The organism is Paenibacillus sp. OAS669, assembly GCF_014873645.1.
GTDB lineage: Bacteria > Bacillota > Bacilli > Paenibacillales > NBRC-103111 > Paenibacillus_S > Paenibacillus_S vulneris.
The window spans coordinates 218450-244308 of record NZ_JADBDR010000002.1 but is presented as its reverse complement, the minus strand read 5'-3'; the positions used below and the strand labels follow the sequence as shown (position 1 = coordinate 244308).

Below are 25859 nucleotides of genomic sequence, written 5' to 3'. Positions count from 1 at the left end.
ACTTTTATGGAGGTGCAGCAAATGTCCAGGTACAATCGCATTCTGATCAAGCTAAGCGGCGGCGCCGTTGCAGGAGCCAATGATTTCGGCTTTGATCCTGACCGTCTGGAGCATATCGCCCGGGAAATCGAAAGTGTGATAGCGATGGGAATCGAGGTTTCCATTGTTATTGGAGGCGGCAATATATTCCGGGGAAATATGGCCGAGTATTGGGGTATTGAACGTGTGGAGGCAGATAATATCGGCACATTGGCCACGGTGATTAACAGCTTGATGCTGAGGGGGGTACTGAAGCTAAAGACGGGCAAAGAGGTCCGGGTGATGTCTTCGTTCCCCGTAAATTCGGTTGCCGAGCCTTACATTCGGCTGCGCGCCATCCATCATCTTGAAAAAGGCTATATTGTGATTTTTGCCGGCGGCAATGGCCAGCCTTATGTAACAACGGACTATCCGTCGGTCCAGCGTGCACTTGAAGTAAACTGTGACGCAATTCTTGTTGCGAAGCAAGGGGTTGATGGCGTTCTGGACAGTGACCCTAGGTTGAACCCATCGGCCAGACCGTACGCTTCCTTGCCGTATGACGAAGTGCTGAACCAAAACCTGACAGTCATGGATCAATCGGCCTTTATTCTCGCTAGAGATTACAAGCTGCCGGTGTTCGTGTTTAACTTCGATAATGCCGGCTCCATGAAAGCAATTTGCGAAGGAGAGCCGGTCGGAACCGCAATCTATCACGGCGCCCCTATCGCATATAGAGAGTAGGCAGGGCTTAAGCTTACAGCACCTTGCTCAAAAACTCCTTCGTTCTTGCTTGCTGGGGATTCGCGAATACCTCCGCCGGATTCCCCTGCTCGATAATTTTGCCGCCGTCCATAAAGACGAGGCGGCTGCCCACTTCCCGGGCAAAGCCCATCTCATGGGTGACTACCACCATGGTCATGCCGTCCTTGGCCAGCTGCTTCATGACATCGAGCACTTCCCCAACCATTTCCGGATCCAGTGCACTCGTGGGCTCGTCGAATAACAGCATATCCGGCGACATGGCCAGCGCACGTGCGATGGCGATTCTTTGCTTTTGTCCGCCGGAGAGCTGACCCGGGTACCGGTCCGCTTTATCCAGGAGCCCGATTTTGCGAAGCAGCTCATGAGCGATTTTATTCGCCTCTTCCGTACTCATGCCTTTCAGCTTGCGGGGAGCTAACGTAATATTTTCCAGAACCGTCATATGCGGGAACAGGTTGAACTGCTGAAACACCATGCCCATTTTTTGACGCAGCTTATTAATATCCGTCTTCCCATTCAGCAGCGAGATCCCTTCGAATACGACATCGCCTCCCGTCGGCTGTTCCAGCAGGTTCAAGCAGCGCAGGAACGTACTTTTTCCGGAACCGCTGGGTCCAATAACTACGACGACTTCTCCCTTGGCGATATCGATATCAATCCCGGTCAATACATGGTGGTTACCAAAAGATTTGTGCAAATCCGTTACTTTAATCAGAGGTCCTCATCCTCCTTTCGGCAATACCGAGAATCTTGGATAACGTGAAGGTGATGACAAAGTAAATAAGCGCGGCGATAATGAGCGGTTCGAACGGACGGAAAGAATTACCGCGAACCGTATCCGCGTTGTACATCAACTCGCTGATTCCGATGACGGACACGATGGACGATTCTTTGATAATGACGATGAACTCGTTGCCTAGAGCAGGCAGCACGTTGCGAATCGCCTGCGGCAGAATAATGAAGCGCATAGCCATGCTGTGAGGCATACCAAGCGATCTCGCCGCCTCCATCTGTCCTTTATCGATGGCTTGAATCCCTGCACGGAATGTCTCGGCCACATAAGCCGCGCTGTTAACCGATAATGCAACGACCCCGGCCATAAATTCAGGGAATGCAGTCCCCAAGGCGGGAACCTCCGGGAATTGGATTCCAAGCTTCGGCAAGCCGTAGTAAAACAAAAACAGCTGTACAAGAAGCGGAGTTCCTCTAATAAACTCGATGTACGCAGTGGCGATCATCTTCAATGGAGCTATCCGGGATAGGCGCATCAGAGCCAGGATTACCCCGAGAATAACACCGATAATGACGGTAAACAAAGACAACAGCAAGGTTACCTTGGCGCCATTCAAGAAAAACATGTAGTACTTAGGCAAAAAAGAAAAATCCACCGGATCGGCTCCTTCTTCTAGTTGTAATAAACCAAACAAAAACCCGACGGATCTCCGCACAGGTTTTTGTTATCGTGCTTGGTCTTATTATTCCACCAAATCGTTCGCTTCCATTACAAATTTATCCACGGTTTTGTCCTTCATCAGCTTGTCCAGCGAAGCATTCATTGCATCCACCAGATCGGAGCTTCCTTTCTTCACTGCGATAGCAGAACCGCTGTCTTCCGTAGACAATTTGATATCCGAAATGATCAGATCCGGATTTTTGGACAAGTAAGCAGTTGCTACAGGCTGCTCAACTACTAAAGCTTCTGTCTTCTTGCTCTTCAAATCCAGCATCAGGTCGGAGATTTTGCCAAGAGCCTTCATCTCGGAGCCCGGCATTTGCTTAGTCACGATTTGTTCCTGCGTAGCACCTTTTTGTGCGCCGACTCTCTTGCCTTCCAAATCTTTGATAGATTTGTATTTATCCTTGTCCTCCGCACGAATAACCACCGTTTGCACCGCTGTATAGTAGATTTTGGTGAAATCTACGCTTTGCTGACGTTCCGGCGTCGGCGTCATTCCGGAGATGATGAAGTCGATATTGCCCGCTTCCAATGCTGGCAGCAAGCCTTCATATTTCAAATCTTTAATTTCAAGCGTGACACCCAGATCTTTGGCTAGAGTTTTGGCAATCTCAATATCAAAGCCTACGATCGTATCCTTGCCGTTGACTTCTTTATGAAACTCATAAGGAGGATAGTCGGCGCTAGTACCTACGACAATTTTGCCCGATTTTTTAATTTGCTCCAGCTTGGTCGCCTTAGCCTCTTCCGGTTTACCTGCGCCAGCCGAGGAAGAATCTGCTGCCGGTTTTTGTCCGCATGCCGATAGAAGCAGAACCAGGCTTAAAAGCATAAGAATGATAACTTTCGATTTAAACATTGGTCAATTCTCCTTTCTAAATAACTTCCACATTATATCCCACATGCCCCGCTTTGACAATAACGTAATCTTTACGACAGAGGGTTAGAAAATCTATGATTCGCTCTAGCATTACTCCCCCATAGTTTAGTATAATAAAAAGGTTTTGAAGCAGCTACCATCGGAGGAATAGCAATGATTACCAATAAAAGAAGCCCTTTCCCATTGTGGATAGTTTTTACCGCAGGGATCATAGCCATCTCGTTCTCATCTATCTTCGTCAAGCTGTCATCAGCACCGGTCTCGGTATCCGGGATGTACAGACTCTTCATTACAAACCTGCTGATGCTGCCTATGATGTGGAAATATATACCAGAAATTAAGAAGCTATCCAGAAAGGATTGGCTCTTGCTTATCGGCTCCGGTGCAGCTCTCGGCCTTCACTTCCTGCTATGGATGGCTTCCTTGAAATACACGTCGGTAGCAAGCTCCACCGTGCTTCTTACTTTAGAGCCAATCTTTGTTCTGGCCGGAGCCTTCATCGTTTATCGGGAACGGACAACCACAGCCGCTGTGGCCGGAATCTGCCTTGCGGTCTTAGCCGCTATGATGATTGGGTTTAAAGACTTTACCGTTTCGGGGAGCGCATTGCTAGGGGATCTGCTCTCACTTCTGGGGACTGCTGCCGTGGCGGTACATATGCTTCTGGGTCAAAAACTGAGCAAGCATATCCCCTCTCTGCTGTACAGCTTTGTCGTATTCTTAGTGGCCGGGATATGCTTTGCCATCTACAACGGCTTTAACGGATATTCGTTCATTGATTACTCGATTAACGAATATGTCTTATTTCTGCTCTTAGCTATTGTGCCTACAGTATTCGGCCATGTTCTGTTCAATTGGGCGCTCAAGTATGTTAACGCAGCCTCCGTGTCCAGCGCCGTCTTGGGGGAGCCGATAGGAGCCACCCTTTTAGCCTGGATAATCTTGGGGGAATCCATTAATGCGATTCAGGTTGCTGCAGGTCTTTTGCTTATATTCGGCGTATGGATATTCATTAGAAACAATCATGTCCGGTATGAGCCGCAAAAAGCTCAGTAGCAGATTCATGATAGGGTAGAGAAAAATGAAAAACGGCGCTCCGCGTACGGAGGCCGTTTTGGTGCGTTACAGCATATTAAAGGAGCGGAGTCTTCGCCCACCAGATTTCATAGTGGATGCCTGAAGGAAATCATTTATTCAGATCATTAATTCTGATTCAGAAACACCGGGACGGGGAGATGGATAAAATCATACAGCTGCTTGGTCACGCCGCCTTTGCCAAAACGAAGGATGCTGCCGTTAGTGCGCTCCGCTCCGTTCTTTTCCTTAACGAGGTTCAAAAAGGATACGGTAGCGCTCCGCCGCTGAAGCACATTCTTATATCCGAAATTGTATAACCATTGGTCTATCGTATTATAGATCCCACGATTCAAACCGAACGTTTGAAAGCAATACGTGACAAACTGGATATCCGGCAAATGCAATACTTCCGATTCACTCAATTCGGACCATGATTCCACATTGGCTATCATCGAACTTCACTCCCCCAGATTTAAGGTAATAGAGTCATCCTGCTATAGAAACCAAAAAGACCGCCCGATTATCCGCAATTCCTAAAGGGAATTCGCGAATTTTCGAACAGTCTCCGGTATACCGGTCGACAGCTATATAGTTCAGCCTTTGCGGCGGTTTCCTTGTTGTCTGGCATCTACAGCATGCTGATCCCGTAAAGCGGCTTCAGACTCGAATCTTTTACGTTCGGTCCTCTCAATTTGTACGATTCTGCCGTCATGCACCACAATCTGCACCGTGCCGTACTCCAATCCATTAACAGAGTTCACAATTCTGCTGCTCCACAGTTCATCTACTTGTAACGGTTTTGCCATTTGCCATCCCTCCATTAATATTATTCCTATGTTTTTTGTCGGAATATAGACTAAAAAAATAATGTCAGATTGTCCAGTCGTACCAGTCGTTTCTTCGTTTCTCTAAGGATAACAGCCAGTTTTTCGTAGCCGAAATCAGTTGAATATAGGCTTGACCGGAGGAATACGTATGATCCGCTTGGAAAATAACCTCTTTGTCGCATTGTCCCTGCGATCTTAACCAGAACAGCTTTTGATACAGGAAGCAGTAATCAACGGGAATCACATCATCATTCGTTCCATGCACGACGAACACATCTCCGGTAAACTTTCGGGTTTGCTCCAGAGGCTGATGACCTGCTAGCGATTCGAAATAGGCAGGCTTGAAGGAATAGCCCAAGTAATCGGAGGAACCCAATTGAACGGCTTCCTCATATGTTTTTTTGCCAATAATCTTTATGATATCGTTAAAAGGATGAGCCACGGCGGACCAAAGCACCAGCGACTTAATTCTTTTATCTCTAGCAGCGGTAAGTACAGCTACTGCACCCCCCAGGCTGTGGCCGAGAAGAATGACACGGGCAGGATCTACGCAATCGATCTTCAAGGCATAATCAATGACAGAACGGGTTTGGTCGATCATCGCATCCAGCCCGCCGGACCCGTAATCCCCGGAGCTCTCTCCGCATCCTGCAAAATCAAACCGCAGCACCATGTAGCCTTGTTCGCTAAACTCCCTTGCCGCTTTGACAAACAGCCGGTCGACGCCGATCCGGTTGCCGATAAATCCGTGGGCGATAATAATAATTGGATTTTTGGACCCGGTCGACGCAGGATAATGAAGAGTTGCCGCCAGCTCCGCATATTCGCTTTGTATTGTGATGTGATGTTCCATTGACAACTCTTCCTTTCGATTAAATGTGTACCGGCAGCGGATCGATTTTCAAACCGTTCTCCACCGTTAGATTTTCCCTATCATTGAACAAATAAACCCGATGAATAAGAACCTGTACCGGATCACCCGGTTTTAACGTCTCAAGCTCCAAGGATCTGTATGCGAATAAGATCTGGTCATGCACCTCTACCTCCACCTGCCAGTTGGTGCCGCGGAAATAAATGTTTTTGACCGTGCCCATCTCTGTAGCGGAAGGAAACGAGATTTCGCTGGAGAACCCGATTTCGACAAATTCAGGCCGGATAATGGCTTTGGCGTCCTGCAGCTCGGCTTTCTCAAAGCCTTTGAACGTATTGATGCGTTCCAGACTGTTCGATTCCCCGATAAATCCGGCGACGAACGGTGTTTCCGGATTTTGATAAATATCGATCGGCGTCCCCTTTTGCTCCAAGGCTCCTTGATTGATGATCATGATCTGATCGGCTACCTCGACCGCCTCCTCCTGATCGTGGGTGACGAAGATGGTCGTAATTCCGACCCGATTGATCATATCCTTAAGCCAAGTGCGCAGCTCCTTGCGGACCTTCGCATCAATGGCGGCAAAAGGCTCATCGAGCAGCAGCAGCTGAGGCTCAGGGGCAATGGCCCGGGCAAAAGCAACCCGCTGCCGTTGTCCCCCCGATAGCTGGTGAGGCAGCCTCTTTTCCAGACCCTTCAGTCCAGTAAGCTCCACCAGCTCGCTGACCCGGGCTTTGATCTCCGACTTCGGCCGCTTCTGAACCGACAAGCCGAAGGCGATATTTTCAAATACACTCATATGGCGAAACAGCGCGTAATTCTGAAATACAAATCCGATGCCCCGCTCCTGGGGAGGAAGATGATTCACCTTTTGTCCGTGAAACAAAATCTCCCCGGAGTCCGGCTCCTCCAGGCCTGCCAGCATACGCAGGATGGTCGTTTTACCGCCGCCGCTCGGTCCGAGCAGGCCGATCAGCTTTCCTTTTTCAATCTCAAAACTGACGTCTTTGGTGGCTTGAAAGCGGCCAAAGCTTTTCATCAAGTGTTTGGCTACGATATGCATGCTCTCTTACTCCCCTTCCTGCTGCTTCAAACCGTTAAACTTCCATTCAATGACCGACTTTACCACAAGCGTGATAATTGCAAGCAGCACCAGCAAGGATGCCATGGCAAAAGCGCCTGCGAAGTTGTACTCGTTATACAAGATTTGAATATGGAGCGGAACCGTGTTCGTTGAACCGCGGATGTGTCCCGAGACGACGGAAACAGCGCCGAACTCTCCCATCGCTCTTGCGTTACACAAGATGATCCCGTACAAGAGCCCCCATTTAATGTTGGGCAGCGTTATCTTCCAGAAGATGCGCCAGCCTTTGGCGCCTAGCGTTACGGCGGCTTCCTCTTCTTGAACGCCCTGCGCCTGCATCAGAGGGATTAGCTCGCGCGCTACAAAGGGGAATGTAACGAATACCGTTGCGAGCACAATGCCCGGCAGCGCGAATATGATTTTGATATCATGCTCTCCCAGCCAGGGCCCGAACCACCCTCTGGCTCCGAATAATAACACATAGATCAAACCGGAGATGACGGGCGATACGGCGAAAGGAAGATCTATTAGAGTAATGAGTATATTTTTCCCTTTAAATTTGAACTTGGTAATCGCCCATGCTGCCGCGACGCCGAACACTAGATTGAGCGGAACGGCAATGGCCGCCGTCATTAGAGTCAGTCTTATGGCTGCTGCGGCATCCGGATCGGAAAATGCCTTGAAGTACACTTCGCTGCCCTTTCGGAATGCCTCGACAAACACTGAAATGAGCGGAAGCACAAGCAGAAAGCCCAGGAATGCTATTGCAATGGCGATTAAAATCCATTTCACGACCGCCGGTTCGGTAATGTGCTTGGGCCTATCCTTAACTCCCGAACCTATTTTTACGGTTGCCACGTATCCGGCCATGGGGGTCCCTCCTCAGAGTTTTGCTGTGCAAAACTTACATCGTAAGCGTTGCTGAGTTTTGCTGTACAAAACTTACATCGTAAGCGTTAATTCGATACATTCAAGCGGTTCGCCCGCCATTGGATGAAGTTGATGACTAGCAGCATCAGGAATGAAATGACCAGCATGACAAGCGCGATAGCGGTTGCTCCTGCATAATCGTACTGCTCCAGTTTGGTCATGATAAGCAGCGGGGCAATTTCGGTCTTCATCGGCATGTTCCCCGAGATGAAAACGACGGAGCCGTACTCTCCCACCGCTCTGGCGAAAGCTAGCGTAAATCCGGTCAACAAGGCCGGCAGCAGCTCGGGAAAAATAATTTTCCTGAACGTTCTCCATCTGCGCGCACCAAGACTAACCGCTGCCTCCTCAATATCCTTCTCCAGCTCCTCGATAACCGGCTGCAGTGTGCGTACAACAAAGGGAATGCCGATAAACGTAAGGGCAAGCGCGATGCCGATAGGGGTAAAGGCAACCTTGATGCCAAGGGGCTCGAGAATACTGCCGATCCAGCCATTTTGCGAATAGATCGTGGTCAAGGCAATCCCCGCTACGGCTGTAGGCAGAGCGAACGGAAGATCAACCAGCGCGTCTATGAACCGTTTGCCCGGAAAAGAATATCGTACAAGGACCCAGGCAACGATAAATCCGAATACCGTGTTAACCAATGCAGCCCCGATAGCCGTCCCGAAGCTGATTTTGTAGGATGCGAGGACACGCGGATCCGTGACCACGTGCCAAAACTGCACCCATGACAACCCTGACGTTTTTATGAAGATGGCAGATAACGGAAAGAGGACGATTAAACTGAGATATAACACCGTGAAGCCCATCGACAATCCAAAACCAGGTAATATACTGCGCTCTTTCCAACCTTTTGCCATGGATTTCTCTCCTCTGACTTTCATACTCTTTCATTCCTACTCTATCTCTTAAAGTTATGGCTTATAGATTTGGTCAAACACACCGCCATCGTTAAAATGCGTCTTCTGCGTCTTCGTCCATCCGCCGAACGGTTCATCGTCTATGGTGAACAGGTTGATTTTACTGAATTGGGATTCATATTTCTTGGCTACCGCTTCCAGACGAGGACGGTAGTAATTTTTAGCTGCAATATTTTGGCCTTCCTCGGAGTACAAGTATTCCAGGTACGCTTGTGCTACTTCACGGGTTCCTTTTTTATCGGCGACTTTATCGACAACTGCAACCGGAGGCTCAGCCAGCACGCTGATAGAAGGCGTTACAATCTCGTATTTATCTTTGCCAAACTCGTTAATAGACAAGTAAGCTTCATTTTCCCAGGCAATCAAGACATCACCAATGCCGCGCTGTACGAAGGTCGTTGTAGAATCACGGGCCCCGGAATCCAGCACCGGCACGTTTTTGAACAGCTGTTGGACGAAATCCTTCGCTTTGGCCTCATCCTTTCCATACTTCTGATATGCATAGCCCCAAGCGGCTACGTAATTCCAGCGGGCGCCGCCCGATGTCTTCGGATTCGGGGTAATAACCTGAACACCCGGTTTGATCAAATCGTCCCAGTCCTTGATCCCTTTGGGATTCCCTTTTTTAACCAGGAAAACTATCGTTGAAGTGTAAGGAGAGCTGTTGTTGGCCAGCTTCTTCTGCCAATCCTTCTGAATCAAGCCCGCCTCCTGGATCGCATCAATATCATAAGCGAGTGCCAATGTTACGACATCCGCCTCCAGACCGTCAATCACCGATCGCCCTTGTTTGCCGGAGCCGCCGTGGGATTGCTTGAAGGTAACGGATTGGCCTGTTTTATTTTTCCAATAGGTTGCAAATGCTTTGTTATAATCCTGGTACAGTTCGCGTGTAGGGTCATAGGATACGTTGAGAAGCTCTACGGGCTTTGCCGCTGCCGTCTTATTGTCCGGCGAGCCTGTCGGAGCCGTTCCCGCCGCAGGGGCTCCTGCTCCTCCGCCGCATGCGGTAAGACCCAGCAAGGATAAACTGACTAAACTGACAACGGACCACTTTTTCCAATTCAACAGGCGTACATTCGACATATTTATTTTCTCCCCTCATTTATATAGGACCAAGTCGAACCATATGTAATCTGTTGTTCAATAAGAAGCTTTCGTCTCCTTATCTCGGCTTGAAATCTCCGGTGGTCCGGTTGATTAACTTTTATTCCGATCTGATTACTATGATTTATAGTCAGTATATTAGCACCGCTGGTGAAATGTGTCAATCGTTTTTTAGCATTTTATCAAAAGCAAAATAACCCCGTAAGGCAGCTCTTGGCGTCAAAGCCGATTCAAGTGCTTGCGGGGACTCTATATAGCAAAAAAACCTTCGGATCACCCAGGATCCAAAGGCTCTTTGGTTATACATTATTGGTTCGTTGCTTTAGCCGCACAGTCATCACAATAGCCAAAAATTTCAAATCGGTGGTTCATAATTTGAAAGCCTCCCGGCAAATTGGGAACATGCTTCATCGGACAAAATTCGAAGGTAACGGTTTTCTCGCATTGCAGACAGATCATATGGTGATGATGATGCGATTGGCAGCGCGCACGAAATTTCACGCCCTCATTCAAATAAAACTGCTCCAGCACGCCCATTTCACTTAACAGACGAAGGTTCCGATATACCGTATCAAAGCTGACGCCAGGATACTTTTGCCTCATGGACTCATAGACATCCTTGGGGGACAAATACCCTTCGGCCTCCGCAAATAAAGCAGCCAAGCTCTTGCGTTGATCCGTAATTCGCCATCCTTTATTGGCCATCGCCCGGACCATTTCCTGAATGGTTTCTTGCGTATGTTGTTCATGCTCATGATTTGACATAGTTATCCCTCAATTTATGCATACTTAGGTTAATAATGCCCGATTTTGCCAACGGAGTCAATCCTCTCGCTCCAGTGCCGCCAGTTCCGCCGCGAGCCTTTCCTTCGAAAAATGCTCCCCGATAAATACGGCTACATTAGGCAAATCTTCCTTGGGAGTTATTTTTACAAAATCCATTTCATGGTAAGCGTATTGGAATAAAAACAAGCTGGCCGTATCCGAAAAACGAAGAATGCCTTTGGCGCGATATACCTCTTGTGGCAGTCTGCCGACCAGCGCCTCAAATTCCTCACTATCAATAGGTTTGCTAAAATAATGGGTGTACACCATGACATGATCATGGGAGTGATGCATCTCGTGTCCATGTCCGGTATGGTGATCGTGATGATGAGACGGGTCTGTGCACACGCCATCTTCCACGTGACAATGAGCATGATCCGCTTCACTATGCGCGTGCTCCGATGCCGTAACCGTCCCTTCAGCTTCTGTTAACCGATCAAACAAGCTCATATCGACTTGACAGCGAACCGTCGCCGTCATGGGAGCAATCGGGTTCAGCTCGCGAAGGCCTTGTTCAATAGCTGCAATCGCATCGATTGGAACCAAATCGATCTTGTTTAAAATCAGCTGCGTCGCGCAGCGAATTTGATCCTGCATAAGACGGAAGGTTTTGCTCTTCCCTCCTTCATGCTGCTTTTGAAATTGAGCGGCGTCGATGACCGTAATAACGGATTTTAATTCAAGCTCCGTTAACAGCGAAGCATCGGTCACACCATCCAATATTTCAATCGGGTTCGCTGCACCCGTACATTCAACGAATATCACATCGGGGTCATTATCCCGGATCAAGTCCCTCAGCTCTAGCCCCAGATCCCCACGGATCGTGCAGCATATACAACCGCTCAGCATCTCGGTCATCGGAACATCGTCTTCCACCAGCATGCCGTCCAAATTGACATCGCCCAGCTCATTCATGAGCACTGCGGGCTTTTTGCCGCTTTGCTTATAATATTCAATGGCCTGCGATAGTAGCGTCGTCTTACCGCTCCCCAGAAATCCGGATAAAATGTGTACGGGTACGGCCTTTGTCATGATCGCTTTCTCTCCTCGCCTATCTGCAAATAAAATCATCGTATAAGAAAATTGTAGCTCTTACCGATGGCAATGTCAATTATGAGTAATTATTACTATTAACAAATCACCATTACCATCCTTTGTACGAATCCTTTTGATACATAAGCCGAGACCGGACATCAGAGATCAAATATAAAGTTCCTGAAACGACAGCCAGCTCTCTTTTCTCCGATTCATGCAGCAGCTTCCCTTTCACCTCATAATAACAAACGTTTTTATGCATCGTCTATCTAGTAATAGCCATAAAATGTATTCATCTATTATAAACCAAACGGACTAAGGGTTTTGAAACTGTCCTATCGGGCCGACTAATTTGGTATTCTTAAACATATGCAGCTGTAAGAGCTTATATCGTTTGTCAAAGAACGTCAGCTTCGCAGGAAAGGTGGTTCCATAATGAAAAACATGCTGGGTCCTTCCATCCAGGTTGATCCGACCTTCCCCTATTACCGGAATCGGTCGCCGCAAAGCGTTGCCGATGAGCTATGGATCGCAGGTTACAGGGTTGTCCGTTATTTCGTGACCGACGAGACCCAAGTGAATGATCAGCTGCTCAAGAAGCTGCGCGACCGAGGCTTTGCCGTATGGGCAACGGTTCTGGGCAACGGAACCTATACGACGGCGCATTTGCCCGACGATTGGCCGGAATGGCAGATGACCTTATTAAAGCCGGTCAACGACGGGTATTACCGTCTCTCTCCCTTCAGCTACCGCTATGTGGCCTGGAAAAAACAAGCGCTGGCCCGGCTGGTCCGTACCTATCCCTTTGACGGCTTGGAGATAGCGGAGCCTTATTTTCCCGAATGGAACGGGTTGTCCAGCAGCGTATACGGCGATGTCGGCCCTTATGCGCGCGCCGCTTTCAAGCAGCAGTACGGCTCGGATATTCCGGATTTTAAATACGCCTCCTCACCCCTTTACTATAAAAAAAATCCGATTCTGTACCGCCAATGGGTCGAGTTCCGAGTCCATGCGGTGAACCACTTTTTATTCGAGCTCATCAACGGAACGCATGGAGTTAGAGAGGCGAGACCCGATATCCGGATCGCCACCTGGTCACTCGGGATCGATGCGGGGCCAGATTCAGTGCAAAAGCTCAGGGAATATCAAGGGATCGATGCTAACTCGATGATTGCTTACGTAAGGCCTGATGTCCACTTCATTCAGACGCATTGGCCTGATTGGATGCGATGGATGCTGCCGGCGGACTACATTCAACGTTATGAGCCCTTCACCTCCCGAATACGAGCCCAATTTCCGAGTTTACCACTAGGTATTCAAACCGACATCGGTTCGTTGAAAAATATGAGGCGCAGCCGGGAATGGCTGTGGAAGTTTGCCGAAACGGCTGCCAAGCTCGGCTACGCTTCATGGACCGCCTATGAATACCATTTGGGCAAGTACATGTACGATGAGCCACCTAAGGCCGTCAGCGCCGGGAGGATCGGGCAGGAACAGGTTCTGGTCCGATTTACCAAACGAATCGACGAGAAGTCTGCAGCGTCAGCCGGTCCCTATGTAGTTTATGTCCACGGCCAGCCTGCGAACGATATTCAGGTATCTGTGAAGGAGGTCGACGGCAATCATTTATGGCTGCACAGCTCCAATTTCCCGAAAGGCCTGTTTCAGCTGTCCATCCCTGCTATTCAGGATACGCCCCAGCTGTGGCTGTTCCCGGCCAAAAAAGGAAACCTTTCCCCTGTTCCTTGTTTAGTTACGGTGGGAGGAGCGGCTCAGGAAAATGATTGATATTTGCATTCCGGCAGCTTAAAATTTAGCATTCCTGGGAACGATAGGATAGGCTGAATGCAGCCTATTTTTGAGAAGCAACGGGAGTGGTAACCGGAATGGAAGCAACGTCATGGAAAGAAGAAAAGGCAAACGCCATCAGCCACGGGTTGGCCGCTATTTTGAGTTCGGCGGCATTTGTCTTGCTGCTGGTGCAATCGCTAAAAAGCGGGAGCATGGTTCATTTACTTGGAAGCGCGGTGTTCGGGGCATCGCTTGTCATATTGTACGTTTGCTCCACTCTGCTGCACAGCGCCACTCAGGAGCAAGAAATCGCAAAATATGAAACGCTCGATCATGCCGCAATCTATTTGCTTATTGCAGGGACCTACACACCGTTCCTTCTTGTATTGCGCCATGGCCCTTTGGGACTGTGTATGCTTATCCTCATATGGGGCTTGACCTGTCTCGGGATCACCTTGAAGCTGGTGTATCCGGGCCGTTATATGACCTTCTCCATAGGCCAGTATCTGGTCATGGCTTGGCTCATCGTGTTCATCTTACGCCCTCTTCAGCAGGTGCTGTCTCAAGAAGGAATGCTATGGCTTATCGGGGGGATTCTGCTGTACAGCATAGGCAGCATCTTTTATTTTTGGCGGGGGATCCGGTACCATCACGCCATCTGGCATATCTTCGTATCCAGCGGAAGCCTATGTCACTTCGTAGCCGTTTATGCTTATGTCCTGCCTTTGCTGGCAGACTAATGCAAATAAAAAAAACGGCCCCTCCGACGGTTTGGTTGAGGGCCGTTCGATATGATTATGAATAAGTTCAAAGTGACAGATTGGATTATCCGGTGACGGGCTCTACGGAGAGCTTGCCTGTGCTTCTGTCCGTCAGCACCAACCGCCCTTCCACGGGATTCCCTGACTCGTCTGTCCAGGTCATTCGGGCGGTACGTCCTTTTTCCACCAGGAAACGGACGGCCGTCTCCGTTAATTCGGCGCCGAAGCTGTTCTTCCAGATCACAAATCCGCATCCAGATTTGTACTCGCTGCAGCCGTAGCCGCGCTTGCCCATGATGATGCGCCCGCGGCAGCCGGGTCTCGGGCATGCGGCTATGCCCGGCAAGGCCGTCGCAGCCGCTGCGGCAAGCATCGGCTCCGCCGCGGCAGACTCCGCGCTGCGGCGCGAGCGCGTGCCGCCGGCGGGCGCCTTGCCCGCGGCATCACCGCTGCGCTTGGCGCGGGTGCGCTTCGCCGCCGGCGCTGCAGCAGCGCTGCCGCCTGTGGCCTCGCCCGCGGCTGCGCGCTTACGCGTCCGCTTGGCTGCGCCTGCGGACGGGGCATCGCCCTCGAAGGCCTGCTTCGCTGCCTTCGACTGGACGCGAACCTTATCGACGATCAGGTTCGTGAATTTCTTGACATTGGCCATGAACGCTTCGTCCGAGGCCAATCCGCGGGCGATCTCATTGAGGCGGCGCTCCCAATGGCCTGTCATTTCGGGCGAGGTCAGAAGATCGACGCCCGCTCCGCGGACGAGCTCGATCGCTGTGCGCCCTTTCTGCGTAATGACGATGCGCTTGCCCTGCATGACGATATATCCTACTTGCTTGAGCCGCTCGATGACGGATGCCCGGGTGGCAGGAGTCCCCAGTCCCGAGTCCTTCATGGCATCGCGGAGCTCCTCGTCCTCAATCTGCTTGCCCGCTCCCTCCATCGCTTTGAGCAGCGTTCCTTCCGTGTAGGCCTTCGGAGGCTGGGTTTCTTTTTCCTTAGCCGCTATTTTCGCGCATTTGACCGGAAGCTCCGGCTGAAGCGAGAAAGGCGTACTGATCTCCTCCTCCGGCTCCTCCTCTTCGGATTTATCGGCTTTTCCTCGCGATTTGGGCTTGTCCTTCTTCTGATCCGCATAGATCACCTTCCAGCCTTCGGCAAGAAGCTGCTTGATGGTGCTCTTGAACATCTCCTGCTCGACTTCCGTCATGACCGTATGCATCTTGTACTCGGCAGGCGGGTAAAAATGCGATAAAAACCGGCGGACAACCAAATCATACACATTCTGCTCATCGCTGGATAATCCGCTGGCTTTTTTATGCGTAGGCAGAATCGCATGGTGATCCTCCACCTTCGCCGGATTGCACACCGCCTTATTGTTTTTATGCACTCTGCTTTTATCCGCATTCGCAACCAAGTGGCCATATCCGGTTCCCCTCAGCTGCTCCAGCGACCGGTGCATCTCGCCGATATTTTGCTCCGTCACATAGTTGGAATTTGTCCTGGGGTAGCTGATGACCTTATGCTTCTCATACAGCGCTTGAGCCAAATCCAGCGTCTTCTTCGCGGAATAGCCGTATTTCGCATTCGCTTCACGCTGCAGCAGAGTCAAATCATACAGCTTGAAAGGATACTCCTTCGTATCCTTTACCTCGTAGCTTGCGATCCTTCCCGGCTTGCCTTTAAGCTTCGCAACCAGGGCATTGGCTTTCTCTGGGTCGGTTATACGATCCCCTTGCCACAAGCCTTTATACTCGGTATCCTCTTGCTTGAACTGCGCCTCCACCTCATAAAACTTGCTGGACTGGAACGCCTCGATTTCTTTTTGCCGGTCATACAAAATAGCGAGCACCGGTGTCTGCACCCGCCCGACGGACAGCAGCTCGTTATGCTTGGTCGTAAAAGCGCGCGAGCCGTTCATTCCGATCAGCCAGTCCGCCTCGCTTCTTGCTCTTGCCGCCTTCGTCAAGTTCTCATATTCCGAGCCGTCCCTCAGCTCCACAAAGCCTTTGCGAATCGTTTCCGGAGTCAAATCCGAAATCCACAGCCGCTTGACCGGGTGCTTCAGCTTCAAATGCCGTTGAATTAAGGAGAAGATATGCTGCCCCTCTCGCCCGGCATCACAGGCGTTTACCAGATGGCTGCATCGCTTCGCGAGCTCTGCAATCACCTTCAGCTGGTCCTTCGTCTTATAATTGGGAACGAGCTTGAACTGATCCGGTATGATCGGCAAGTCATTGAAGTTCCATTTCTTGTACCTGTCGTCATAGGCGTCAGGCTCCGCCAGCCCGATCAGATGGCCTATCGCCCATGTAATAATATATTGCTCACCTTCAATGTAAGTACGGTGATTTTTTGCTTTGGAATCTATTGCGGCGGCAATATTCCGGCCCATGTCCGGCTTCTCCGCAATGACAAGAGTCTTCAAACCTGGAATCGCTCCTTGAGAATAATAGAAGTTATTCACTCATCGTAACGAAAAATGAGTCTGTTGTAAACCTTGAAACAACAAACGCTCATGACGGGGTGGTCCTCATTCCCAGCCCGCCTGAGCGCTTTTTGGCCTACTTCACATTCGAAATAGGCATTCGCATAATGATTTTGGTTCCTTCTTTGATTTTGCTTTCTATACGAAGACCATATTCCTCACCGAACACCATCTGAATCCGCCGATGCACATTCATCATGCCGATTCCGTTCGTGATCTTCTCGCTTTTGCCTACCGTGTCCGTCAACCGGTACGTCTCGAGCTTATTGTTAAGCTCCGCCAGCTTATCCTCCGGGATTCCCGCGCCATTGTCTTCTACGCTGACCCAGAAGATGTCTGACTCAATACCTGCATCAATTCGTATATAATGATGAGGCTCTACCCCATCCGGGAACGCGTGCTGAAATACATTCTCTACAAGCGGCTGGAGCGTCAGGCGCACCATTTTGTGAAGCAGTAAATTCGGCGGGACCGCCGCTTCGATTTCAAATTCGTCATCTACCCTATGCTTCAAGATCGTCATATAGGTCAATACATGCTTCAGCTCATTAGCAACCGTAATTTCCTCCAGATTGGTTTGTACGGAATACCTTAGCATGTAAGCCATGGCCTTGACGATCTCGGATATTTCGTCCGAATCCTTTAACGCTGCATAACAAGCTATCGTCTCCAAAGTATTGTACAGGAAATGAGGATTAATCTGCATCTGCAGCGATTGGAACTCCGCCTTCTGGCGTTCCAGCTGCGTTTCGCGATTTTGCAGCTCAGCCTCGTAGACCTGCTTGACCAGCTCGGAGAGCCGCTTGACCATCATATTATAGCTGAAGGTCAGCTCCTCGATTTCATCCTTAGGTTCATTCGATCGAACCGGAATCGTCATCCAGTTCCCTTTCTCTGTCTGTCTCATCCCATTTTTCAAAATGCGTATCGGACGTGTAATGGAACGGCCGAACCGGTTCGACAGCCAGATAGACACAACAAGTGTAATCAGACCCACCAGAATCGTTGTCGTTCGGATGCCGGCGATCGGCTTCTTCAGCTCGTCAAGCGGCATAGTGGCGACCAAGGTCCAACCTGAATATTCGGAGTTGCGGCTTACATACATCCTCTTCTTGCTTCCATCCGAGCTTTCGAACATTTGAGCATCCGATTGGTCAAGCTGCTGCTTCAGCATGGGTGATACCTGCGTCCCGATCATCTCACGCTGCGGGTGATAGACGATCTCGCCCGATTCATCCAGAATGAAGAAATATCCGTCCTCACCGAGATCAATTCCTCCCCAAAGGGCCGCCAAATCCCTTATTTGAACCTCAAAGGCAAGGATACCGTTATAGGCCGGAGAGCTTAACCCTCTAATTTTCCGCGCCAGCGTAATGACGCTATTTTTTCTTTCCGGCTGTATCGTCGTATTCAATGCGCTTAATTGGCCGTTATCCTTCGTCCTTTCCTTCAACATGGCCAAGCGTTTGGCGGCATCCGCCGAGCTGAGCGGCTGATCCGACCCTCCGCCGTTAAAGCTGAAGATGGAATTGCCGTTGTAGCTCATAATATACATATTCACGATCTCCGGGCTTCTAATAAAGATCGGTTTTATTCCATATTCTTTAATCGATGAATAAAAGCTGTAGTAATCGTAACCGTTCAGCGGCGGCTTGTCCAGAAACTGCTTCACATCCTGGTTGGAAAGCAGCGATGACATAGAACGGTCATAACTTTGCAAATAGAGATCCGTCTGATACATCGCATTGTTGACGATCTGAGACATATGCCGGCTGCTGAGCTGATCTAGCTCGTTCGACGAACGAGTATAAGTAAACACCCCTACCGAGGTCAACGAAACCACAATGACGACAAGAAAGTAAGTGAACAGCTTGCGAGATAAATTCCCTTTCATTATTTAATCCCCAGAATACTTCGGTATTCAGATGGCGAATAGCCTGTCATTTTTTTGAACATTTTTGTAAAATGAGGATAATCCTCGTAGCCTACTTCCGCCGCTATGTCGCTCATCTTCATATGAGGAACCGCCATCAGCTTCTGAGCAAGCTCGATCCGCTTTTTAATACGGTATTGCACGAAGGTTTCATTCGTCATTTTCTTAAATAGGGAACTGAAATACGTCGGCGTAAGCCCAACCATCTCCGCCACTTCCTCCAATGTAATCTCCTGAGACAAGTGGTTGTCGATATAAGCCTTCGCTTCCTTCATCGGATCTTTAAAATTGCCGCTTCGTTTGACCATCAGATCGCTTGTCAATTGCTTGAGCTGACTCTCGAAGGCTATCAGGGCATCCTCTCTCGTAAGGGGGCGTGAATCGCTCTTCTCAACGGTCAGTACCATAGACTTGCGGGCCATCCGTTTGACAATCATATTGATGCACTCCTCCAGCAGTTCCTTCAGCTGGATAACGTTCAGCTCCGATTCCAGACAGTACTGCTTCCACTGCTCGGTCAATTGCTTAACCTCGGTCAGGTTCAGCATCCAGATGGCTTGTTCAACCTCTTCGATCCACTCTTCATATTTGGTCAAGGATACGAAGCTTTTGGCCTTCGACTTGATCAGCGCATCCAGCACTTCGATGACATCCGATTTGGTTACGGGCTTCAGCAAATAATGCTTCACCCCGTAGGACATGCATTTTTGCGCATATTCAAAATCCGAGTAGCCCGAGATGACCACTACGGGGATATGGCTGTACTGCTCGTGAAGATGTTTGCATAGCTCCAGCCCATCCATCTTCGGCATGCGGATGTCTGTAAAAATGATGTCGGGTACCTGAGTCTTGATGATTTCAAGCGCTTGCTGGCCGTTCGCCGCCGTATGAATATGGGAAGCGGGCAGCGGGTACTGCTCTGCCATACGGGCTAATCCTTTACGATTGATGGGTTCGTCATCTACAATGAGTAACTGCATGCTGTTAACCCCCTCCTTGTAAAACGGGAAAAGCATCCACCCTATCGCTAGGGCAGATGCTTGATAACTATTTTTTATTGGTGAAGATGGAAACGCCGTCTTTCTTATTGTATCTCTCTGTCGCTTCTTTAATAATATCGTTTCCGCCTTTTTGCTTATACTCTTCGATGACCTTAGGCCAATCGGAGATAGGCTCTTTACCGTAAACCATTTTCACCATATGATCAATGATCAATTTAGGACCTGTATCGCCAAGCGGAGTCAAGTCAGGATATTTGGAGAAGGCTTTCAAGTCCGGATAGAAGCCGATACCGCCAAGACCTTCCTTGGACAAGATGGTTTCAAACGCTTTCAAAGTATCTTGACCGTCCTTGTTCTGCTCCAATTGCAGCTTGTTGTAAGTGGAATCTTGTCCAACCCACAACGTTGTACGCCAGCCCTCTTCGTCCTTCTCATCCTTGTTTGCCGGAGCTTTGTACGAGATTTTGCCGTCTTTAACCGTGTAATTCTCTCCTTCAACACCAAGGCTGAAGAATTTGGCTGCTTCTTCGGTTTGCATCCACTCGAAGTATTTCATGATGCCGATAGCTTTCTCTTTATCTACATTCTTATTGATGTAGAACGTACGAACCATCGGGGAGTACAAGAAGTATCCGCCTTTGCCCTCCGGACCTGTCGGAGAAGGAATGACGTCGATTTTCGCATTAGGATCCACAGCGGTAATATTCGTTCTGAAGCCGGACAATCCGCCGCTTAAGTTAGCAGACCACATCCCCGCTTTACCCGCGTTGATGTTTTTGCTGTAGTCCGTAGAGGAAATCGTTGCAAAGTCTTTCGGAATCAAGCCTTCATCATACATGGTTTTCAAGGTTTGAAGAGCTTTTTGCATATTTTCTACATCAAAGAACTTCGGAACGACTTGATCACCTTGCTGTTCAAACTGATCCTTGTATGGAAGCACGTCGAACGCTCCGAAGACGACATCCGCGTACTTGAAGTTTTCACGCATTTGGTAAGGGTTTTCAACTCCGAGTTTCTTAAAGGCACGCATGACGTTCAAGAAATCATCGATTGTCTTAGGAGCCGGCAATCCTGTCTTCTCCAGCAAGTCTGTCCGAATATAAGTCGCGCGGCGGGATGGATTCGTCAAGTAATCCGGAATCCCGTAGATCTTGCCATTGTAAGTAACGGAATCCCAGGCTGCTTTGGGAACGTTTTTATAAAGGGTCGGTGCGTATTGCTTGATCAAGTCATCCAAGGGCTGGAATACGCCTGCTTCAACGGAGCCCGCCATGTCTTTACCTGTAGGCAAATCCAAGCTTCCGAGCACATCCGGAATATCGTTGCCCGCGAACAAGACGCTCATCTTTTCCCTTTGAATTAACCTAACATCCAATTCGGTATTCGTCAACTTGTTTAAACGCTGAACCCATTTCTCTTTACTTAAATCGGGCTGCTTTTGGCCGTAACCGTCCCCTACAGTCGTAGGAAATGAGATCGAAAATTTCAAAGGACCTTTAGAAGCTGCCGGAGCGCCTCCTTTGTCTCCATCCTTCGTCCCTGCCCCGCTGGAGCAGCCGGCTATGGAGCCGACTGCCAATACGGAAGCCATGACAAGACCAACTGTTTTTTTCATTGTACCCCTTCTCCCTTTAATGTACTTACTAACAGATTGATTTTTGATTGCGTTTACATCGTTATTATAACTTGCTAAAGCAATTATCAATATTGTTAAAATTACGGGAGGTTGTGTTTTTTTATGATTTGATAGAGCCTACCAGCATCCCTTTAATAAAGTGCTTTTGCAGGAACGGATATACCAGCATAATAGGCACCGTTGCGATAACGATAACAGCCATTTTCAAGCCTTCTGGCGACAAGTTAATTGCCTGATCCAATGCAGACGAATCGGATGCTCCGAACTGGTCCGTAATGATCATCTCACGAAGTCTCACTTGAAGCGGGATTAACGACCGGCTGTTGATGTAGTAAATAGCCGCTGAATAGGTGTTCCAGTTGGATACGGCGTACATGATTCCCATAGTAGCCATGGCAGGCTTGGACAATGGAAGGACGATTCTCCACAGCATCCCCATCTCGCCGCAGCCGTCGATCCGCGCGGAATCGAAAAGCTCATTCGGCAAGTTCATGAAGAACGATCTCATAACGAACAAGTTATATGCGCTGATGGCGGTAGGAATCATAAGAACCCACAACGTGTTCAACAGCTTGATGTTTTTGAGCAGCAGGTAGTTCGGAATTAGTGGAGCATGGAAGATCAATGTGATAAGCACCATGATCAGTATGACTTTGCGACCCAAATATTCCTGTCTGGACAACGGGTACGCCAGAGATGCTGTCGCCGCCAGGTTAATCAATGTACCTCCGACGGTTATGATGACACTGTTTCTAAATGCAATCCAGATCGTCTTGTCCTGCAAAATGCTGGTATAGTTGGCGCCTGTGAAATTCACCGGCCAGAAATAAACGAGACCTTTGTTGATGGCTACGCTGTTACTGAAAGATTGTGCGATAACGTGCAGTAATGGCAGCACCATCGTTAAACCGAGTACTGTCAAAAAGATAATATTGATGACATTAAACGTACGTACACCCTTGCTTATGACCATTCTGTTTTCACCTCCGTAGTACTTTCCTGGTATTAATACAGACCGTCGCCGGTAGCTTTTTTACTAAACGTGTTACCCACCATAATAAGCAGCAGACCTACCAGGGATTTGAACAATCCGATAGCCGTTGTATAGCTGTATTGTCGGTCGACCAAACCGGCTCTGTACACATACGTATCTAGAATTTCCCCGTTCTCGCTATTGAGCGGATTCAAGAAGATGTATACGCGCTCGAACCCGAAGTCCAGGAAGTTTCCCATGTGAAGAAGGAGCAGGATCGTGATCGTCGGCAGGATGGTTGGAATCGTAATGGAAAAGGTTTGACGCCATCTGCTGGCACCGTCGATTTGAGCTGCTTCGTATAAATCCGGGTTAATTCCCGCGATAGCCGCCAAATAAATGATCGTTCCCCAGCCGCTGTCTTTCCAGATCCCCGATCCGATGAGAATCGTACGAATATAAGAGTTATCACCCAGGAAGTAGATAGAATCAATACCGAAGTTGGCCAGTATTTGATTAACGAAGCCAGTCGTCGGAGAAAGCAGCCCCACCACGATACCGCCTACGATAACCCAGGACAAGAAGTGCGGCATATAGATAACTGTTTGTACAATTCGTTTATACGTTTGAATGCGCAATTCGTTTAGAAGCAATGCAAGAATGATAGGAACCGGAAAAGCAAACACAAGATCGTATAAACCAATTAACAAAGTGTTCTTAAGAATAACCAGAAACTCGGTGTATTCGAACATTCTCTTGAAGTGAGCCAACCCTACCCATTCACTGCCGCTAATCCCCTTAAAAATGTTGTAGTCTTGAAAGGCAATGATCGAGCCGAGCAAAGGCACATATTTAAATACTAAAAAGAAAATAATACCCGGAATTGAAAGAAGATACAGCGAGAAATATTTTTTAAAAAACATCATTTTGTGGCTTTTAGATTTGAACTGGACCTGAACGCGGTCAGACGCTTGAATTTTACTTGCCATTCGACACCCCTCCTCTAGTCAATGTTTGATTTTGTACTTTGATTGTACTTGGGGCCCGCTTGTCCCACAATGGACTCGTTTGTAGTCAGTTGTGTTTTTTTACGTTTTCAAATGGTTGCATTTCCCAAACTTACTGTGATATAGTATATACCCTGTCTTTAAAATCATGGTTTGAACCGAATGGAGGTTTATCGTTTTGGAATCCAGTGTGCATAGTGCGTATCAAGAGGAATTACAGCAATTGGAAGAGACTCTGGGGGAAATCGACCGGCAGCTGGAGGAGCTGCGCAAGATTCCTCCCTATACCGGAGAGGACCACACGGAGCAAGTGCTGGAATCGATTCGTGAATCCAGACGCCGCAATCTGGCAGTTGCCCGGAATGAGCCTTACTTTGGCAGGCTGGATTTTCAAGAGCAAGGCCAGAACGAGCCCTCTCCATTATATATAGGTAAGGTCGGCGTCGAGAAGGAATCCTCCTTGGATCTGATGGTTATTGACTGGCGTGCGCCTGTCGCTAGTTTATTTTATTCCTTCACAGGCGGTACGGACGCGGTTGCTTACGACTCTCCGGAGGGCACGGTAGAAGGTCTTGTTTATTTAAAAAGGAATCTTGTCATTCGCAAGCAAATCCTTCAGCGGGTCGTCGACACGTACGATCGAAGCGGCGATCAAATGGCGGTAACCGACGAATTCCTGCTCTATCGGCTGGGAGAGAACAAGGACAACAAGCTGCGTGACATTGTATCGACTATCCAGGCGGAGCAAGACGCCATTATCCGCGCAGTTAAGAACAGCGCATTAATTATTCAAGGGGTTGCCGGGAGCGGGAAAACCACCGTTGCCCTGCATCGGCTCGCCTTTCTTTTATATCAATACCGGGATCAGGTGCGCGCGGAACGAATGATCATCCTGGCGCCTAACCGGATGTTTCTCGATTATATTTCCGGCGTACTTCCTGAGCTGGGTGTCGGGCACATTCAGCAGACCACCTTCACCGACTGGGCGCTTGAGCTTCTGGAGCATGAAGTGAAGCTTGCGGATCAAGCCGAACGGTTGACCTACTGGTTCCAGGTCGGAGACCACCGCCCTCCAATGGACGATACGGCTCCCGGACGAATCAAAGGCTCCCTTTCATTCATGAAGTGGCTGGACCGAGTCCTGCAGCAGTATGAAGCTCATGCGGTTCCCCGAACCGATTTTGTGCCTTGGGACGGAGCGCGGCTGCCTCATTCCGCCATTCTCAAATGGTATGATGTGGAAAATAAGCATGAGCCGCTGATGAAGCGTCGTGAGCGTGTATTGGCAAGAATGAAGCGCTGGCTTGAGATGGAGCTCGAAAAGGTGTGGGAGGTTCATCTGAAAAAGGATTATAAAAAGAAAGGCTCGCAAAGGCTTCGCGAGTATTCGAAGCATTGGACCGCTTATACTCCTTTCTCCTTCTATAAGGAACTGTTTCAGACGGACGGCAAATCCGGCTTTATGACGAAGGAGCTGCAGTCGGAGCTTACAGAGGAATTAAGAGCGGATACGGAAGCTTATCTTAAGAAAAAACGCGTTCAACCGGAGGATCTTGCCCCCCTCTTATATATTCGCGCCAAGTTTGCCGGCATCCATGGTGACCTTACATTTGACCACACGGTTATTGATGAAGCGCAAGACTTCTCTCCCTTTCAGGTCGCCCTGCTTCAGCTGCATACGCGTAACCAGTCCTTCACTATCCTCGGGGATTTGTCCCAAGGAATTCACGCCTATCAAGGCATAACCGATTGGAACGAATTCAGCTCCTTGTTCGAGGAAAGCAAAACCTCCTACTTCCAATTAAACAGAAGCTACCGCTCCACCATGGAAATCATCTACTTTGCCAACGAAGTGCTGACTCGCGGCTGGAAGCAGACGCCAGCTCTTGCGGTTCCTGTGTTCCGCAGCGGCGACACCGTCCGTATAGTGCATAGAGACGGGCCGAGGCTCGTTCCCGAGCTGATCCGCGAGATTCAGCGGCTGCAAACCGGAGACGTGTCCACCGTAGCGGTCTTGGGACGAACCGAAGCACGCTGCAAGGAGCTGCATAAGCAGCTGAGCGCTGCAGGAATGGAAGCGAATTTCATCTCCGCAGGCCAGCAGCGTTATGCAGGGGGGATCTCGGTTGTACCTTCCTTTATGGCAAAAGGACTTGAATTCGATGCCGTTATTATTGTAGACGCGGATTCAGAGAATTACCAAGCCACACCTCAGGACGCTAAGCTGCTGTATGTCGGTTGCACACGTGCCCTTCACTCCCTTCAGCTATGGTACAGCGGCGAGCCTTCCCCGCTTATCGCCGATATTCAGGGCGAGTTCGTCGTTCAGGGTTAATTCATGCAGAAGTAAGCGGCTATCTTTGCATAAAAAATACAGGATACCTGAATTCCGGTATCCTGTATTTTTTACGTTATATTATAAATGAGCTCATCGTAAAGCATCTGAATCAATTCGAATCCGAGGCCCTGCTTTGCAGGAT

The 25859-nt window shown here is 49.1% G+C and carries 23 protein-coding genes; 5 read left to right on the top strand and 18 right to left on the bottom strand.

Annotated features, from left to right (window positions below; genetic code table 11):
• Window positions 1-21 precede the first annotated feature (21 nt).
• Complete coding sequence (gene pyrH, locus GGC63_RS06540) at window positions 22-762, top strand: UMP kinase (RefSeq protein ID WP_192701602.1); 741 nt, start codon at window positions 22-24, stop codon at window positions 760-762.
• A 13-nt stretch (window positions 763-775) separates the two neighbouring features.
• Here pyrH and GGC63_RS06535 read toward each other — a convergent pair whose 3' ends face one another.
• From GGC63_RS06535 to GGC63_RS06525, 3 genes are all read right to left on the bottom strand, one after another.
• On the bottom strand, window positions 776-1498 hold the full coding sequence (locus GGC63_RS06535; protein ID WP_192701831.1) for an amino acid ABC transporter ATP-binding protein: 723 nt from the start codon (window positions 1496-1498) through the stop codon (window positions 776-778).
• Window positions 1491-2171 carry an amino acid ABC transporter permease gene (locus GGC63_RS06530; protein ID WP_079909200.1) on the bottom strand — a complete coding sequence of 227 codons (681 nt, stop codon included), beginning with the start codon at window positions 2169-2171 and terminating at the stop codon, window positions 1491-1493. The genes GGC63_RS06535 and GGC63_RS06530 overlap by 8 nt, the downstream gene beginning before the upstream one ends.
• 87 nt (window positions 2172-2258) lie before the next feature.
• Entirely contained in the window at window positions 2259-3098 is an 840-nt protein-coding gene (locus tag GGC63_RS06525) for a transporter substrate-binding domain-containing protein (protein ID WP_192701601.1), read from the bottom strand.
• 174 nt (window positions 3099-3272) lie between these two features.
• Here GGC63_RS06525 and GGC63_RS06520 point away from each other — a divergent pair, with 174 nt between their 5' ends.
• Window positions 3273-4175, top strand: a complete 903-nt coding sequence (locus GGC63_RS06520; protein WP_192701600.1) for a DMT family transporter — start codon at window positions 3273-3275, stop codon at window positions 4173-4175.
• Window positions 4176-4321: 146 nt separating this feature from the next.
• Here GGC63_RS06520 and GGC63_RS06515 read toward each other — a convergent pair whose 3' ends face one another.
• The 9 genes from GGC63_RS06515 to GGC63_RS06475 all read right to left on the bottom strand — a co-directional run bounded on the left by GGC63_RS06515 (window position 4322) and on the right by GGC63_RS06475 (window position 11795).
• The gene (locus GGC63_RS06515; protein ID WP_079909196.1) at window positions 4322-4648 is read right to left on the bottom strand and encodes a hypothetical protein; all 327 of its coding nucleotides are present in this window, start codon (window positions 4646-4648) and stop codon (window positions 4322-4324) included.
• 141 nt (window positions 4649-4789) lie between these two features.
• Window positions 4790-5002 carry a YezD family protein gene (locus tag GGC63_RS06510; RefSeq protein ID WP_079909195.1) on the bottom strand — a complete coding sequence of 71 codons (213 nt, stop codon included), beginning with the start codon at window positions 5000-5002 and terminating at the stop codon, window positions 4790-4792.
• Window positions 5003-5066: 64 nt separating this feature from the next.
• On the bottom strand, window positions 5067-5876 hold the full coding sequence (locus GGC63_RS06505) for an alpha/beta hydrolase (RefSeq protein ID WP_079909194.1): 810 nt from the start codon (window positions 5874-5876) through the stop codon (window positions 5067-5069).
• A 19-nt stretch (window positions 5877-5895) separates the two neighbouring features.
• Window positions 5896-6957, bottom strand: a complete 1062-nt coding sequence (locus GGC63_RS06500) for a sulfate/molybdate ABC transporter ATP-binding protein (RefSeq protein WP_192701599.1) — start codon at window positions 6955-6957, stop codon at window positions 5896-5898.
• Window positions 6958-6963: 6 nt separating this feature from the next.
• Window positions 6964-7848 carry a sulfate ABC transporter permease subunit CysW gene (gene cysW, locus GGC63_RS06495; RefSeq protein WP_192701598.1) on the bottom strand — a complete coding sequence of 295 codons (885 nt, stop codon included), beginning with the start codon at window positions 7846-7848 and terminating at the stop codon, window positions 6964-6966.
• An 86-nt stretch (window positions 7849-7934) separates the two neighbouring features.
• Window positions 7935-8771: a sulfate ABC transporter permease subunit CysT gene (cysT, locus tag GGC63_RS06490; protein WP_079909191.1), complete on the bottom strand. Its 837-nt coding sequence runs from the start codon at window positions 8769-8771 to the stop codon at window positions 7935-7937.
• Between the two features lie 54 nt (window positions 8772-8825).
• On the bottom strand, window positions 8826-9917 hold the full coding sequence (locus GGC63_RS06485; protein WP_192701597.1) for a sulfate ABC transporter substrate-binding protein: 1092 nt from the start codon (window positions 9915-9917) through the stop codon (window positions 8826-8828).
• A gap of 327 nt (window positions 9918-10244) precedes the next feature.
• On the bottom strand, window positions 10245-10703 hold the full coding sequence (locus tag GGC63_RS06480) for a Fur family transcriptional regulator (protein WP_079909189.1): 459 nt from the start codon (window positions 10701-10703) through the stop codon (window positions 10245-10247).
• A 57-nt stretch (window positions 10704-10760) separates the two neighbouring features.
• Window positions 10761-11795, bottom strand: a complete 1035-nt coding sequence (locus tag GGC63_RS06475; protein WP_192701596.1) for a CobW family GTP-binding protein — start codon at window positions 11793-11795, stop codon at window positions 10761-10763.
• A gap of 438 nt (window positions 11796-12233) precedes the next feature.
• Here GGC63_RS06475 and GGC63_RS06470 point away from each other — a divergent pair, with 438 nt between their 5' ends.
• Window positions 12234-13586 carry an N-acyl-D-glucosamine 2-epimerase gene (locus GGC63_RS06470; RefSeq protein ID WP_192701595.1) on the top strand — a complete coding sequence of 451 codons (1353 nt, stop codon included), beginning with the start codon at window positions 12234-12236 and terminating at the stop codon, window positions 13584-13586.
• A gap of 98 nt (window positions 13587-13684) precedes the next feature.
• Window positions 13685-14329, top strand: a complete 645-nt coding sequence (gene trhA, locus GGC63_RS06465; RefSeq protein WP_192701594.1) for a PAQR family membrane homeostasis protein TrhA — start codon at window positions 13685-13687, stop codon at window positions 14327-14329.
• An 85-nt stretch (window positions 14330-14414) separates the two neighbouring features.
• Here the strand turns inward: trhA and GGC63_RS06460 are convergent, their stop codons facing one another.
• The 6 genes from GGC63_RS06460 to GGC63_RS06435 form a co-directional block, all read right to left on the bottom strand.
• Entirely contained in the window at window positions 14415-16769 is a 2355-nt protein-coding gene (locus GGC63_RS06460) for a type IA DNA topoisomerase (RefSeq protein ID WP_192701593.1), read from the bottom strand.
• Window positions 16770-16905: 136 nt separating this feature from the next.
• Window positions 16906-18723: a sensor histidine kinase gene (locus tag GGC63_RS06455; protein WP_192701592.1), complete on the bottom strand. Its 1818-nt coding sequence runs from the start codon at window positions 18721-18723 to the stop codon at window positions 16906-16908.
• Window positions 18723-19742 (bottom strand): response regulator, encoded by a 1020-nt coding sequence (locus GGC63_RS06450; protein WP_079909183.1) that lies wholly within the window; start codon window positions 19740-19742, stop codon window positions 18723-18725. Before GGC63_RS06450 ends, GGC63_RS06455 begins: the two co-directional genes overlap by 1 nt.
• Before the next feature lie 67 nt (window positions 19743-19809).
• Window positions 19810-21378, bottom strand: coding sequence for an extracellular solute-binding protein (locus GGC63_RS06445; protein WP_079909182.1), 1569 nt, complete (start codon window positions 21376-21378; stop codon window positions 19810-19812).
• A gap of 121 nt (window positions 21379-21499) precedes the next feature.
• Window positions 21500-22372 (bottom strand): carbohydrate ABC transporter permease, encoded by an 873-nt coding sequence (locus GGC63_RS06440; RefSeq protein WP_079909181.1) that lies wholly within the window; start codon window positions 22370-22372, stop codon window positions 21500-21502.
• Between the two features lie 32 nt (window positions 22373-22404).
• Window positions 22405-23361, bottom strand: a complete 957-nt coding sequence (locus tag GGC63_RS06435; protein WP_079909180.1) for an ABC transporter permease — start codon at window positions 23359-23361, stop codon at window positions 22405-22407.
• A 196-nt stretch (window positions 23362-23557) separates the two neighbouring features.
• On the opposite strand from GGC63_RS06435, the gene GGC63_RS06430 reads away from it, so the two are divergent.
• Window positions 23558-25714, top strand: coding sequence for a HelD family protein (locus GGC63_RS06430; protein ID WP_192701591.1), 2157 nt, complete (start codon window positions 23558-23560; stop codon window positions 25712-25714).
• The last annotated feature ends 145 nt before the right edge of the window (window positions 25715-25859 follow it).